Source organism: Elizabethkingia occulta, from assembly GCF_002023715.1.
Taxonomy (GTDB): domain Bacteria; phylum Bacteroidota; class Bacteroidia; order Flavobacteriales; family Weeksellaceae; genus Elizabethkingia; species Elizabethkingia occulta.
The window spans coordinates 68,548-83,641 of sequence record NZ_MAHX01000007.1 but is presented as its reverse complement, the minus strand read 5'-3'; the positions used below and the strand labels follow the sequence as shown (position 1 = coordinate 83,641).

The window sequence follows — 15,094 nt, the reverse complement described above, 5'->3', positions numbered from 1 at the left end:
TATATTATGGTATGCCAATATAAAAAGCCTCATAGATCTTAGAAATCTATGAGGTTTATATATTAAGTTCAGAAAATTACTGATTACTATCCCCAAACAATAGGTTTCTTTCCTTTTGTTTCCAGATATTCATTGATTTTAGAAAAAGGCTTGCTTCCATAAAAACCTCTGTATACTGAAAAAGGCGAAGGATGTGCCGATGCCAGAATATGATGTTTTGAAGTATCTATCAGCGCAGCTTTTTTCTGTGCAAAAGCTCCCCAAAGTACAAAAACTACATTTTCTTTTTTCTCAGAAATCTGACGAATCACATAGTCTGTGAATTTCTCCCATCCCAAGTCTTTATGTGAATTAGGTTGATGTGCTTGTACAGTAAGTGTTGCATTAAGAAGTAAAACCCCTTGTTGTCCCCAGTCATCCAGTTCCTTTTTGCTTCTGGTAATGCCAAGATCATCTTTCAGCTCTGTAAATATATTTTTTAGAGAAGGAGGTGCAGTTACACTTTCGGATACGGAAAAGCACAGACCATTCGCCTGACCATCGTTATGATAAGGATCCTGCCCTATAATTACCACTTCTACATCATCGAACGGAGTAAGCTCCAGCGCCCTGAAGATCTGATTCTTCGGCGGAAAGCATTTTTGTGTTTTATACTGTTCGTTAACCTTCTTCCATAAGGTTTCAAAGTATTCAGAACTTTTAATAGGAGCTAAAACCTCAGACCACATCATTTTTCTTATTTATTTTTATAGTGTACCGAAGAGCCCGCAAAAGCTCTGTCGGTAGGCAGATTAATATGAATATTCTCTTTTCCGATCCCCAAATTTACTTCTTTTTCTTTTCTTGAAGGGTCGGAAACGAAAACTTCAGGATTTTGTGCTTCCAAATTTTCGATTAGTAATGTACAGGCACGGTCCGCCTTAATCATCTGTCCCATCAGTTCGATCTCTCCCGGTCTGAAGAAGACCAACATTAGCTTTTTAGAAGATTTCTGATACACTGCATGTACATCTTTCTGATTCCATATGGTAAAATCAGCAGTAATTTTCTTCGCTCTGTTCACATTACGGATGCCAGGTACAATAAAATACTGATAACTGCCATTATTCACTTTTTTGCCATGATTAATCCATAATTTGAATACGGCTGATTGCTTTTCTTCCGTACTTCCCAGTTCTGTCAGTTCTTTCCATGTTCCTTTCTGTATCTGGGAAGAAATAGTCAGATTAGTTTTCTCCGGAAATATGTAAGCTGTATTCCGATGTAAAAGGATCTGCTGATCATTGCTATTTACCAACTGTCCTTCTTTTACTTCATATTTATCAACACAGTTCCGATAAGTAACTTTATCTTTAAAGAAATTCTGTTCTACTGTTGTTAGTACCTCATCATCTTTATCCGTGAAAATCTGATTACCGACACAAACAATTTCTTTTCCAAACATAAACCACGATTTTTGGGCTTTTACTTCAAACTGATCTTGCAAAAATGCTGACACTCCGGTTTTACCATCACTTACCCCACCTGCAAATACAGATTTTCCCGGAGTTAAATATTTAGTATCCGGTAAAGGATAATTTTCCAGCGTAGTCGTTCCCGGGATTTTTCTCCAGTCCCATACCGGATAAATATTGTAGTACTCTGTACCATCCTGCAATAATGCATAAGAACCAATAGAGCGGTTTCCACCTTTTTTGTTTTCACCATTCAGATCGGTTTCCGCTTGCTGTGTATATTTAGACGACATTCTTACAGAAAACTGATAAACAGGATTCTGATAAAAGGTAAAATCGGTATTCCAATAGTGCTTTTGAAGTTCTGCGATATGGAAATTTGGTTTTTTCTTTTGATTAATTCTCTCAATTGCATCCTGATAAATACTTGTATTCATCTTATCCATTAAGATTAGCTTTTCAAAATAAGGAGCCAGCCATTTCATATCTGTAAAATCTTCGCGGGCAATCTGTCGTCCGAATGATGTCCAATTCGTATAACGCCCTCTGATTTGCGGAATCAATGTTCTCGCAATAAAGTTGGTGAAAGTTCTCAGTTGTTCGCCTTTCATCGCAAATTTGGTATCAGCCACCATAGCACCGATGTAAGTTTCCACTTTCAGGTATTCTGTTCCGTAACCAAAAATATGCAGCATAATTTCGTGTTGAGCATACGAGTTATCAAACTGTACTCCTTCTTTTATTGTTGCTTTATTGATAGAAAAAATATTTTCCAAGCCTTTCCGAATCTCTTCTTCATTCTGATTCAACAAACCACTATAAAAAATATGGGTATCAAAATCGGCAAGGTTAACACCAGTGACACCGTTCGTTCGTTTATAATCCATCTGTTTTACCAAACTACTGAAAAGTTCACCAGGCAATTGTTTTCCATTATTTCGTTCCAGCATAATCAATATTACACCAATGGTTCTTGGAGCTTCTATCTCATTCCACCACCAGTTAATATTTTTCATTTTGGCTTTATTCCAGAATAACAATCCATTTTGAATAGCTTCAAAAGTTTTCTCATCATTTCTCAATGAACTCCAGGGAGCTGTATATGCAATGGTCATTTCCTTTACTCTTTTCAGGTGCTGAAATGCTGTCCAGATAGCACGTGTAGGATTTTTATAGTCTACATCCTGCCATTGTTGATCCGCCTGTAATGTCTGCGTCCATTTCTGTGCATCCCGGATTATCTCGGTTCGGTTGATATCATTAGACCAGTTCCATTCCGCAATTCTTTGTTTTATTACCTCTATCTCGTCAGCTTTACAAAATCCCACAAAAACAAAGCAGCATAGTATTAGTAAGAGTTTTTTCATGTTGATTTATAATTATGGATTAGTTTTTTTATAGTGAACGGATGAAGCTGCATAATCTAAAGTAACAGGAAGCTGAATATTAATTTTTTCTGTCCCTAATTCTATATTTACTTCTTTTGCTTTCCGGGAAGGATCTGCTACATATAACTCCGGATTTTCGGATCCGGGATTTTCGATTAGTATAACACATGCCTGATCTGCTTTTATCTTTATTCCTTCGATCTCCGTTTCCGAAGGTCTGAAGAAAACCAACATTAGCTTATTAGCAGATTTACTATACACAGCCTGTACATTTGTCTGATTAAGTATCACAAAATTATCTGCCAGTTTTCTTGCTTTTGCAGGTTTGTTTATCCCGGGCATAATAAGGTATTGGTAAGCTGCTTTATCAGCTTTCTCTCCATGATTGATCCACACCTTAAATACTGCATTTTTATGTTCTTCATTACTTCCTACATCGTTAATATCTTTCCAGCGGCCATTCTGAACCTGTGTACTGACATTCAGATTTGTCTTTTGTGGAAAAAGATAAGCTGTATTATTATGAATAAGTACCTGCTCCCCAACATTATTTATCAACTGTCCGGCTGCAACTTTTTTAGTTTCTTCATTATTCTGATAAGCCAGTCGATCTTTAAAAAAACTTTGCTCCACAGTTGTGAAGACTTCCCCTTCTCTTTCAGCTGAAATATTATTGCCCAGACAAATAACTGCACCTTCAAACATAAACCATGATTTTTCAGCTCTCACACCAAACTGATTTTGCATAAATGCAGATGCACCTATCTTACCGTTACTTACCCCACCTGCAAAACCAGAAACTCCGGGAGTAAGGCAATAGGTATCCGGAATCGGTAATTGATCCAAAGTGGTTGTTCCCGGAATTTTTTTCCAGTCCCATACTGGGTATATGTTGAAATATTCTGTCCCGTCCTGTAATATTGAATAAGAGCCTATAGAACGGTAACCTCCAAGTTTGTTTTCTCCATTTAGATTGGTCTCTGCCTGCTCTGTAAATTTAGAAGACATCCGAACTGAGAACTGATAGTTTTTATCCTGATAAAACGAAAAATCGGTATTCCAGTAATGTTTCTGAAATTCTGCAATATGATAATTCGGTTTCTTCTTACCTTCAAGACGTAATATAGTGTCTTTATAAATCTGAGTATTGGCTTTATCCATCAGGATAAGACTCTCCAGATAAGGAACCAGCCACTCCAGATCAGTAAAGCTTTCCCGTGAGATCTGTCTGCCAAAGGATGTTGAATTGGTATAACGACCACGAATCTGTGGAATTAAAGTTTTAGTAATAAAATCAGTGAATACTCGTAAGTGCTCACCTTTCATGGCAAACTTTGTATCGGCTACCATGGCGCCGATATAGGTTTCTACTTTCAGATATTCGGTTCCATAACCAAAGATATGCAGCATGATATCGTGCTGTGCATAGGAATTATCAAACTGAATTCCTTCCTTTACCGTTGGTTTACTAATAGAGAATATATTATTCAGTCCGCTTTGGATTTGAGATTCATCATTATTGATTAATCCACTGTAGAAAATATGCGTATCATAATCCGCCATATTTACTCCTGTATCACCTTTATAGCGTTTATATTCCATTTGCTTTACCAGATTTGCAAACAGCTCACTGGAAAGCCTATTTTGGTTATCCTTCTCACTAAGCATAATAAGGATAACGCCCAATACCCTGGGTGCTTCTATTTCGTTCCACCACCAATTTTTATTTTTAGGCTTACTCCTGTTCCAGTAGACAAGAGCATTTTCAATGGCTTTGAAAACTTCCGGATTATTCTTCAGACTGCTCCACGGTGCAGTATAAGCAACCGTCATTTCATGAATGCGCTTCAGATGGTCTATGCCCTTCCACACACTTGGAGATGGATCTACATAATCTACATCTTTCCATTGTTGATTATCTTGTAGTGTTTGCTGCCATTTTTGTGCATTTCGTACTGTTGCAGCTTTATCCAATCCTTTTTCCCAGTGCCATTCAGCAATCCGGTGTTTAATAAGATCTATTTCATTGGCCTTACTTATGCTGATACATACAACACAGGCTATGAAAAAAAATAATTTTCTCATATTGAGGTTCGCGGTTAATTAGTTTGAAGCAAGTTAGTGAAATTTCTTTTATCATTGATTATCTTTGCATTGTGCAAGTAACAAAAGACAATTTATCGGAATTAGAATTTCCGCAACTCTTAGAACAAATCGTTCCTTTTGCATTTTCTTCGAAAATAGCAGAACAGATTACCCATATACTACCAATGCCTTTGGATGAGGCCAGAATAAGTCTTACTAAGGTGTCGGAATATGCATCTTCATACGAGAATGACAATGCTATCCCCTTCAATGAGTATGAGGATATAGAAGCAGAGCTAAAGGTAATGGGTATAGAAAACTATCGTCTGGATGCAGCATCTTTCATGAAGATAAAGAATATCTCCATGATGGTAGGAAAACTGGTGGTTTACTTCAAAAAGTTCAATGAATATTATCCTGTACTTTTTAGTGAGTCTCAGGAAATTGAACTGACTAAAGAAATTATTGAGAAGATTAATAATGTATTTAACCGCTATGGTGAGGTAAAGTCTGATGCTTCTCCGGATCTGGAAATTATACGTAAGGAGATCAGCCATGCAAGAAAAGCCATTCAGGAAAATTTCAACCGGGCATTAACAATGTACGGACAATCGGAACTTTTGGATGACATTCGTGAAACTATTATAGACGATCAAAGAGTATTAGCCGTAAAATCAGGATTCAAGAAAAGAATACCAGGCAGAACACTTGGAGTATCCAAAACAGGTTCTATTACTTACATACAGCCGGAAAGTGTTGTAAAGCATCAGTTTCGTCTTCGTGAGAGTGAAGAAGAGGAGAAAAAAGAAATAGACAGAATTCTGCGCCAGCTTACTGCAGAGATCGCTATCTTCCAACCTTTGCTGGAGGAATATCAGGCTTATATTTTTGATACTGATCTTACACAGGCTAAAGCCAGATTTGCCCATAAAGTGAATGGTATACTTCCTGAAATTAATGAAAAGAAAAGACTAAAACTTATCAATGCTTTCCACCCGTTACTATGGATGAGAAATCAGGAAGAGCAAAAGCCTATCTACTCACAGACACTGGAACTTTCCGAGAGAAACAGAATTATCTGTATCTCCGGACCCAATGCAGGAGGAAAATCCATTACATTGAAAACTGTAGGATTACTACAATTAATGATTCAAAGTGGAATTCTGGTACCTGTACACCCAAAATCTGAAATGTTCTTCTTCGATAAAATACGTACGGATATTGGTGATAATCAATCTATCGAAAATCACTTATCTACCTACTCTTCGCGTTTGAAGAAAATGGCAGGTATTATTCGTGAGGCAGATGATAATACTTTATTGTTAATTGATGAATTCGGAACAGGATCCGATCCTGAACTTGGCGGTGCTTTAGCAGAGGCTTTTCTGGAATTTTTCTACGACAAGAATAGCTTTGCTATTATTACGACCCACTACACCAACATCAAGTTGGTTGTGGAACAACTTCCAAATGCTATTAATGCAGCTATGCTCTTTGATGAAGAGACTCTGGAGCCTATGTACAAATTGGAAATTGGCCAGGCCGGAAGTTCATTTACTTTCGAAGTAGCTGAGAAAAATAAAATACCAAGATTTATTATTAAAAATGCTCAGAAAAAGGTAGAACATGATATTGTAAATCTTGATAAAACTATTGTAAAACTGCAGCAAGAGAAATATGAGGTTGAAAAACTAAAATCTGATCTTACTGAAAGAAAGGAATCTGTAGAAGACAAACGCGATAATCTGCAAAAACTAAATGAGCAGCTTCAGCAAAAACTCTTCAACTTTCAGAAGCTATATGAAGAAGAGCACCGCAAGCTACAGTTTGGAAATCGTGTAGAATCTTTTATCGATGGTTATGTAAACGGGAAGTCCCGAAAAGATATTGTAAAGGATTTTGTGAAAATCCTGGAACAGGAAAAATACCGCCGCAAGGAAACTGATAAGACTACCAATGACAGACTAAAAGTAGTAAAGCGGAAAATTACCCAACAACTGAAAAAGGATGATGTGAAAGAAAAGATTGCTGAAACCAATGAAAAGCTGGAAGAGAAAAAACAAAAAGAACGTGCGCTGTGGCTAAAAGAAGGTCAGCGTGTACGTATCTCCGGAAGTACAAGTGTAGGTACTATCGAAAAAATCTCTAAAAATAAAGTGATTGTAAATTACGGAACATTTAAGACAACCATAAATGCAGATGAGTTAGAAAGAATCTAATTCGGATTTCCGAAATCCCATACAACTTATATCAATCCCTTAGCAGCTGTGTTAAGGGATTTTTTATTATTTGAGCTAAATCCCTATTTTTACCAAAATACCAATTATGAAACCATTAAAAGTCATTTCAGATCTATTACCGATTCCCAGCTACAGTATAATTATTATATGTTTCTTCTTTCCGTTTTTTCTTGTGAAGTGTGGCAGCACAACACTAGTATCTGTTAAAGGTACCGATTTGGTGACAGGTATTTCCAAAGAAAAAATGAACAGACAAATGAAAGAAACACTAAAAAAAGATTCTCCTTTTGGCTCTTTTGGAAATGATAACTCGTCTGATGAAATCGGTTATTCTCCAATGGATAAGTCGGATAATTCCAAAGGCAATATTCCGCCAAACCCATTTATTATTATTCCATTGTTATCTGCGGTTTTAGGGACCATTCTGCATGCTATCCGAAGTATAAGGAAAAAATATATTTACCATATTGTGCTTTCTGCAATAGCATTAATATGTTTATCTGTCTTTTATTGGACTTTTCAATCTCAAATGAATGGATTGGGAGATTATAAGGTTGGTTTTGGAAGCGATTTATCTATTACATTAGGTTTTGGAGGTGCATTTTATATATGCTCTCTCCTTTTTGCCATATTGTTATTATTCCATTGCATATTTGTTTATTTCCTGCGTAATAATCCGGAGGCGATATATGGCCCAAAAAAGCCAGACACAGCACTATAACTGGGTATATTTTAGTTGTATTTTCATTTGAAAAAAAATATTTAACTTGCTATTGTACAATCATGTACTAAACTTTTATAATATTTTTTTTAACCAAAATCACTGAAAAATGAAAACATTAAAAGTAAACGCTTTAAAGCTTAAAAGCCAAAAAGCATTGTCCAGAGAACAGATGAAAAGCATTAACGGTAGTGCTGGTAACTGGTGCACCTATGAGTGTTGTCCGGAAATACCTAAACCTCTTTGCCCGGGATACAAATGCCCTGCAGTAATCTGTCCACTGTAGAAGTAATAAGAGCCTGTGAAAATTTTATTGTTAATACTCTTCGACAGGCTCAGAGTGACATTGTTCATTCAAGATATCTTACTTTTAGGAGTGTCAGACTGAGCCTGTCGAAGTCTAATATTTTTTTAATCAAAATTTAAATAGGCTCTAACAGTAATATTAAAAACAGAAAGCCCTTTTACGGGCTTTTTTGTTTGTCCATCTTTCTTTGTTCAATAACTTTTCAAAAAATATAAAAATTCTGCCTATTTTTCAGCCTTGAAATAATTTTATGAAACACCACTCCACAATACTTACAAAATACTTTCTGTTACTTTTTATGCTAATGATATGTATCCGTATTTACGGAAATATGGCAAAACCTTATTCCGACGGAACTACAAGCTCTCCTATATTCGGAAGTAAAGATTGTAAAGTACTGAGTGAAAAAATGGATTTAACTGTAGTTGCTTCAGATATGTATGATGACTATTCTGAATTTTACAGGGTGAAGTACAAGATATCTTATCAGATATATTCCGAAAAAGAAGCTAAACTCCCTTTACTCTTTATTGCACAAAACATGGCTTCCGAAAGCACGGTATCTGTTAACGGAAAAAAGATAAATACTCCGAAAATCACTAACCAGAACATTTCTCAGTTTTCATTTATACACAAAGATCAGGATAGTGAAGATTTATATAATATTAGCTTTGAGCAGAATTCTCCAAAAAATGTTAGCCTGCATGAACTTATCTATTTCGAGACCGTTCTTCAAAAAGGAGAAAACAATATTGTTGTAGAATACGAAGGTGTCCCGGAATACAATATATACGGACTATTAAGAGAATTTAAGATAGCCTATGCCCTATATCCTTCTAACTACTGGAAATCTTTTGGACCAATAGAAATAAACCTACACCTGCCATCGAATCTGGAAATAATAAAAACCAATATTGGTAAGCTTCAGGAAGGACAAAACGGAAATTATAAAATACAGATTAATAGTGTAACACAAGAACAGCTGGAAATTACTTTTTCGAAAAAGGTTTCTGTATTCGGTAAAGTTTTACTTTTTTTAGATCCTATTGGCATTATGACTATCGGATTTCTGATTATGTTTTATTTCCATATCAAATGGATGCGCAGCCGCAGGAGAAAACATCCTAAAAAATTCAATTATACTATATTGTTGGGTTCTTTAATTATTGCTATACTTACATCCCTCATTTTCATATTCTCTTACGACTTTATCCAATGGGTCGTTGACGAACAAGGAATGAAGCAAGGTTATGTTCTTCTGGCAGTATTTGTTATTTTCCCGTGTATTCTGATTTTCTACAGTGTATTTGCATGGATTACAGACCTTTGGTATAAAAACAGAATTAGTCAGAATATTCGTTAATCGAAAAATCTTTCAGGATTAATGATAAGCCTAATATTAATCCTGAAAGTTTTTATTTTTTACTGATGATTAAAATAGTTTTCAAACAATGATAGTTGATTAGATAAAGCCCGGCTCCAGTATTCAGTATTATGTTCTCCTAAGGATTCTATATAAAGGTGTTCAATTTTTTTGCTGAGCAATTCCTGATGAAAACTCTGATTCTTACTGATAAAAAAATCATTTATTCCGCAGTCCAGAATATAATATTGCCCTGTGTTCAGCATTTTATCAGTACTATCAGACAAAATATATTCTGAGTTTAAAGAAGATAATGGACCTAAAACTTTATCCACCTGATAATTGTTATAACCTTCATTGAAAGTCCGGAAATCCAAAGCTCCACAAGAGCTCCCCACAATCCCGAATGTTTCCGGAAAAGAAGTCCCGATATACAGAGATCCAAAACCTCCCATACTCCACCCTAAAATTCCTCTGGATGTTTTTTCAGCCTTTGTAGGATAGTGTCCATCGATATACTGTACCAATTCTGAACCAATAAAAGTTTTGTATTGTGATTTCTGATCAACCGGACTATCCACATACCAGCTGTTGTAATTACCATCGGGTAAAATATAGATGGTATTATAGGCTTTCGCCTTAGTCTGTAAATCCGGAATATCCTGCTTCAACGTTCTTTCCGGATTCCCACTGTAACCATGTAAAATGTACACTGTTTTGTACTGCTGATGAGGTTTAATGTCCGGAGTTACAATAATGGTGCTGATTTCTTTTTTCATCTTTGCACTAAAGATCTTTTCACGAATAACTTTTTGTGCAAAAAGTGAATGTGAGAATACCAATAAAAGTGTGAGATTAAGTAATGTCTTCATAATTTTTATTATTAATTAATGAGACAAAATTGAGGTGTAAAAAAACTAAAAGCATCTACATATGTAAATGCTTTTAATCTTTTATTTCTTTTCTTATGCGACTGAGCTGGGTTGGAGTCACTCCCAAATAAGACGCAATATGATGCTGCTTCAGCCTGTTGTACAAATCTGGATCTTTCAATAATTTCAGATAACGCTGCTTTGCTGTTTCATGCTTTAGAGAAATCTCCAGCGGCTCTTTATTTACCACCCAATTTTGCTCCAGATAGCGGATATGAAACATGGCCAGGTCATGATGTTTAGAAAGCAGATCCCGATATTCTTTTGCCGGGTATTTTATAACTGTACAATCTTCAAGTGCTATAATACTAAAATCTCCGGGCTCTTTTTTAATAATAGAAACCGTAGCTGCAGGAAAACTTTTCTCCGCAAAAAATAACTTGTAAACCTGCTCTCCATCTTCATCTATCATATAATATCCCACCAGACCGGATTTTAAATAATAATAGTATCTGGCAGTTTCACCGGATTTTTGCAGCAACTCGTTCTTTTTAAAATGGTCCTCTTTACATATACCAAGGAGAGCATCAGTTGTTTCTGCTGACAAAGGATAATAAGAGTTAATCTGTTTTATAAAGTCCTGCATAATCTGCAAAATTGAAAATTAATTTTTCAACATTCCCTCATCAATACTTTTCTGTAGCAGGATATCGAAAGCTTCTCCCATTTCATCTGAAGCACGCTTAATTGCATTTTCCAGCATATTGCGCACCTGATTTTCTGAAATTCCAGCTTCAGTCCAGCTTTTCCCGCTAGTATTAGAATTAAGAATAAAAGGCATAATTCTGTCTATAGCACAAGCAAATATGGCATCAGGAGTTTCTTCACCTTCAAATTCTATCCACAAATTGTAAAACTCAGATTGCAAAGGCTCATCTAAAATTCCGAAAATCTCTTTTGCTGCGATTTTCTCACGTTCAAACTTACCTTTCATCATTTCTTCATCAAAAAGAAATGTGTCTCCGGCGTTTATTTCTACAAGATCGTGAATAGAAAGCATACGGATAACTCTTAGTAAATCAACCTGTTCTTTATTTTTAGCGTATGGATAAAGGATTTGTGCCAGTATTACGATTTGCCAGCTGTGTTCTGCTGTATTTTCTCTGCGGGAATCATCTGCATTGTAGTTTCTGCGCTGCACATTTTTGAGTGCATCTACAGCCAGTATAAACTGGATTTCTTTCTCTAATTTCATCTATCAAAGGTACTAAACTTATTTAGTACCTTTAGATGATTACCTGTTAAATTACAGGAATATTTGTAGTACTAACCCGCTGCAAATACAGAAGCAAAAATTCGGGTAACTTTATTGTTTTTCAGTTTGAAGATAAGGATTCTTTCGCCTTTGTCTTTCTGATATACGGTAAAAGTATCGCCAGTAGTGTCTGTCGATTCTTTAGCATAAGCCTTCTTTAGTTCTGCCAACGTACTCCCGATTCCAACCAGATTTTTACCTTTACTCTTCGGATCAGTTGTTGCAACAGAATAAACCAAAGTTTTATCAGGACTGTAGAAGTCCTTTACAAAGATGATACTATACTTTGTTCCATTAATAGTTACCGGAGTAAAGTTCTCTGGTTCATCTGTAAAGTTTTCTACTACTTTTGGTTTAATATCCTGCTTGAACTTAGCATTTAGTTCTGTTAAAGGCATGTTCACCTCTATTCCGTTAATTTCGTTTGTTGTGATTTGTGCAAAAGCGGCCCCTCCTATAAGCAAAGAAGCCAAATAAAACATTTTTTTCATAATTCTTTTTCTCAAATTTAATATTATTTTAAACTTAAACGTATTATCGTTGCAATTTCATATAGCAAAGTCAACAAAATTTCATATTTATTTTTAACCAAGTTTCATTATTTAGCATCAATTGTAATGTAGCTTCAGGATTAAATATAAAGATCCTACTTATTCAGATACAAATTTCAGGTATATAGAGAGAAAATATTACTGTTGTGAGATAGTATTCCTCTGGAATACTTACTTTTTGATACACTTGCTTTTACACAGATCAAGCTCCTCCGGAGCATCTTTCTGATTTCTCATATCATGGAAATATGGTTCAACATAATGAATGAGGAGCTCCATTAGGAGCTTTATCTTTATAGATTATAATTATGAAAATTCAGAGCGTTCCGGAGGAACGTTATCTTTATCAGGGGAAGTAAAAATCAAAAGCTATAGATTACCAATTCTAAAAAACATGAAGAATTTCAATTAAGTTTAAATATTTTGCTCAATACAAAGATGCTGAGCCGAGTTTATAATAAGCCTAACTAAATTATCGAAGTATATTATCCAGTTTGAAAAAATCAAACTAACTCTTATATCAGCAAGTTCATTTTTATCCATAATTCAAATAATTTTCATTAAAAATTGCTTTATCTAAAATAATCATAAAAATACAGTTGAAATTTTTATGACTGATCTACAAGTACTTACATTAGGTATAAAAATTATTTTACTACTTTGTATTGCATAATACCATTTAATTTATATATCTTTGTAATGTAAAATCGGAATAAGCTTAAAATCAGCTGAGAGTTTATTCTGAATATTAATTTAAAATCAAACCATTACACAGATGAATACAGAGAATACCAAAGCGCAAATGCGAAAAGGCATCTTAGAGTTCTGTATTTTAAGTCTTATCAATAAAAAAGAAATGTATGTATCAGATCTTATTGATGAGCTGAAAAAAGGAAAACTAGATGTTGTGGAAGGCACACTTTATCCGTTGCTAACCCGTCTGAAAAACGGAGAATTTCTCTCCTACCGTTGGGAAGAGTCTACAAGCGGCCCCCCACGAAAATATTATGAAATAACTGAGAAAGGAAAATTGTTCCTGAACGAATTACAAAACACATGGACGGAATTAACAGATTCTGTTAACCAAATAACAAAAAGCCAAGACAATGAATAAAACACTATCAATAGGACTTGCAGGTTTCTCCTTCACAATCGAGGAACATGCCTATATAAAGCTTAATGATTACCTTGCTGCCCTTCGTCGTTCTATGGAACCGGAAGAAGCTAATGAGGTAATGCAAGATATAGAAATGCGTATTGTAGAGATCTTCAAAACCAGACTTGGTAAACGTGAAGTGGTTAACGATGAAGATGTAGAGGCTATAATTGCCCTTATCGGTACGCCAGAGCAGATTGACGAGCAAGAGCAGGAGTATACTTCCAAAGAAAAGAGCGGAAGTTCCAGAGCCAGCGGAAGTGGCTTCAGCAGAGACAAGCAACTATTCCGTGATCCTGAAACAAAAATGATCGGAGGTGTATCTGGTGGATTAGCCGGGTACCTTGGAGTAGATATTGTATGGATTCGTTTGGCTTTTGTACTATTACTTTTCGCTAAAGGCTTCGGAGCTCTTATCTATATTATCTTATGGATAGTAGTTCCTAAAGCAAAAACTGCAGGTGATTTCTTAAAAATGAGAGGTAAACCTCTTAATTTTGACAACCTGAAAGAACAAAGCAACAAAGTTGTACAGTTTGCAACAGATTCTTCTGAGAAAGTAAATCAGTTTTACCAAAGCAATAAAGGACAGGCAAACGATGTAGGAAATGCTTTTCTAAAGGCTCTTTCTATAATCTTTGGATTATTCACTTCAGCAATTGCAGTATCATTTTTCTTAGGAAGTATTGCAGTATTATTCGGAGGGTTATCATTTGGAGAAGGCGCTATAGATATTCCTGAAAACATCAACTTTTATTTTAACGATGGTGTAACAGGTAGCGCAATTATCTTCTTCGGATTCCTGAGCATGTTCATCCCTGCTATTATCTTTACACTGATTTCACTGAAATTATTCAGTCCAAATCTGAAGATAAAATATATGGGATACCTTATCGGGACACTTGTATTGTGCTGGATTGTACTTATCGGATTCATTGGTTACTCCGCATCTAAAACTAATTTCAGATTCAACGGGCATAATGAAGAAACAGAGAATATCTCGATCAATACTAAGTCTGACAGTATAATACTGGATAACAAAAAGGTTATTATTCCGGAGAACTTCAAATCATACATCAGCGATATCTATTCTGATAAGAAAACTATCTTCGAAAAAACTTATCCATACATACATGTTGAAAGAAAAGATGTTGCTGCACCATACCTGATTGTAGAAAAATCTGCAAACGGTTATAACAAACCATTACAAATGAAGCTTCCGGTAGAAGTTATTGATAACAAAATTTTGCTACCAAATTACTTCTCTTATAACTACGACAACAGATTCCGTCACTACAGAATAGAATATAAACTTGTAGTACCGAAAAAAATGAAAGTAGTAACTGCACCAGGTGCTGATATTAGCCTAAACGAAAAGGATAACGACGATGATGACAGCTTCAATGGCAACATCTCTATCAGTACAACTGGTAATGAGGATGCTCCGGACAGTATCATAGTAAACGGTAAAAAAGTAGCTGTCGACGATATTAAAATCGGAAAATCCGAAGACAACAACAAAATTAAAATAGACAAAGATTCTATTAAAGAAGTGAACGTAAGCATCAGCAACGGCAAAAAAGAGGTTAAAATAAAAACCAGATAATCTAAATTATTGTAAAAAAATTAACACCACTTTTTG

General features: G+C 35.3%; 13 protein-coding genes. 6 read left to right on the top strand and 7 right to left on the bottom strand.

Features of this window, described 5'->3' with window-relative positions; all coding sequences use genetic code 11:
• Positions 1-86: 86 nt before the first annotated feature.
• Genes BAZ10_RS05130 through BAZ10_RS05120 form a run of 3 tightly spaced genes read right to left on the bottom strand, consistent with a single transcriptional unit; the run spans position 87 to position 4,927 of the window.
• The gene (locus tag BAZ10_RS05130) at positions 87-731 is read right to left on the bottom strand and encodes a uracil-DNA glycosylase (RefSeq protein ID WP_078771149.1); all 645 of its coding nucleotides are present in this window, start codon (positions 729-731) and stop codon (positions 87-89) included.
• A gap of 5 nt (positions 732-736) precedes the next feature.
• Positions 737-2,821, bottom strand: a complete 2,085-nt coding sequence (locus tag BAZ10_RS05125) for a polysaccharide lyase family 8 super-sandwich domain-containing protein (protein ID WP_078771148.1) — start codon at positions 2,819-2,821, stop codon at positions 737-739.
• A gap of 12 nt (positions 2,822-2,833) precedes the next feature.
• Positions 2,834-4,927, bottom strand: a complete 2,094-nt coding sequence (locus BAZ10_RS05120; protein WP_078771147.1) for a polysaccharide lyase family 8 super-sandwich domain-containing protein — start codon at positions 4,925-4,927, stop codon at positions 2,834-2,836.
• A 71-nt stretch (positions 4,928-4,998) separates the two neighbouring features.
• On the opposite strand from BAZ10_RS05120, the gene BAZ10_RS05115 reads away from it, so the two are divergent.
• The 4 genes from BAZ10_RS05115 to BAZ10_RS05105 all read left to right on the top strand — a co-directional run bounded on the left by BAZ10_RS05115 (position 4,999) and on the right by BAZ10_RS05105 (position 9,558).
• A complete protein-coding gene (locus BAZ10_RS05115; RefSeq protein ID WP_078771146.1) occupies positions 4,999-7,146 on the top strand; it encodes an endonuclease MutS2 in 2,148 nt (715 codons plus the stop codon).
• Positions 7,147-7,252: 106 nt separating this feature from the next.
• Positions 7,253-7,888 (top strand): hypothetical protein, encoded by a 636-nt coding sequence (locus BAZ10_RS05110; RefSeq protein ID WP_078771145.1) that lies wholly within the window; start codon positions 7,253-7,255, stop codon positions 7,886-7,888.
• A 109-nt stretch (positions 7,889-7,997) separates the two neighbouring features.
• Positions 7,998-8,174, top strand: coding sequence for a hypothetical protein (locus BAZ10_RS19005; protein ID WP_165689684.1), 177 nt, complete (start codon positions 7,998-8,000; stop codon positions 8,172-8,174).
• 271 nt (positions 8,175-8,445) lie between these two features.
• A complete protein-coding gene (locus tag BAZ10_RS05105; protein WP_078771144.1) occupies positions 8,446-9,558 on the top strand; it encodes a hypothetical protein in 1,113 nt (370 codons plus the stop codon).
• Between the two features lie 59 nt (positions 9,559-9,617).
• On the opposite strand, the gene BAZ10_RS05100 is transcribed toward BAZ10_RS05105, so the two are convergent.
• The 4 genes from BAZ10_RS05100 to BAZ10_RS05085 all read right to left on the bottom strand — a co-directional run bounded on the left by BAZ10_RS05100 (position 9,618) and on the right by BAZ10_RS05085 (position 12,236).
• Positions 9,618-10,430 carry an alpha/beta hydrolase gene (locus BAZ10_RS05100; RefSeq protein ID WP_078771143.1) on the bottom strand — a complete coding sequence of 271 codons (813 nt, stop codon included), beginning with the start codon at positions 10,428-10,430 and terminating at the stop codon, positions 9,618-9,620.
• Between the two features lie 73 nt (positions 10,431-10,503).
• Positions 10,504-11,076: a Crp/Fnr family transcriptional regulator gene (locus tag BAZ10_RS05095; protein ID WP_078771142.1), complete on the bottom strand. Its 573-nt coding sequence runs from the start codon at positions 11,074-11,076 to the stop codon at positions 10,504-10,506.
• Between the two features lie 18 nt (positions 11,077-11,094).
• Positions 11,095-11,685 (bottom strand): HD domain-containing protein, encoded by a 591-nt coding sequence (locus tag BAZ10_RS05090; protein ID WP_078771141.1) that lies wholly within the window; start codon positions 11,683-11,685, stop codon positions 11,095-11,097.
• A gap of 71 nt (positions 11,686-11,756) precedes the next feature.
• Positions 11,757-12,236 carry a hypothetical protein gene (locus BAZ10_RS05085; RefSeq protein ID WP_078771140.1) on the bottom strand — a complete coding sequence of 160 codons (480 nt, stop codon included), beginning with the start codon at positions 12,234-12,236 and terminating at the stop codon, positions 11,757-11,759.
• Between the two features lie 835 nt (positions 12,237-13,071).
• On the opposite strand from BAZ10_RS05085, the gene BAZ10_RS05080 reads away from it, so the two are divergent.
• Both BAZ10_RS05080 and BAZ10_RS05075 read left to right on the top strand, forming a co-directional pair.
• A complete protein-coding gene (locus BAZ10_RS05080; protein WP_021348241.1) occupies positions 13,072-13,410 on the top strand; it encodes a PadR family transcriptional regulator in 339 nt (112 codons plus the stop codon).
• Positions 13,403-15,058 (top strand): PspC domain-containing protein, encoded by a 1,656-nt coding sequence (locus BAZ10_RS05075; protein ID WP_078771139.1) that lies wholly within the window; start codon positions 13,403-13,405, stop codon positions 15,056-15,058. The genes BAZ10_RS05080 and BAZ10_RS05075 overlap by 8 nt, the downstream gene beginning before the upstream one ends.
• Positions 15,059-15,094 lie beyond the last annotated feature (36 nt).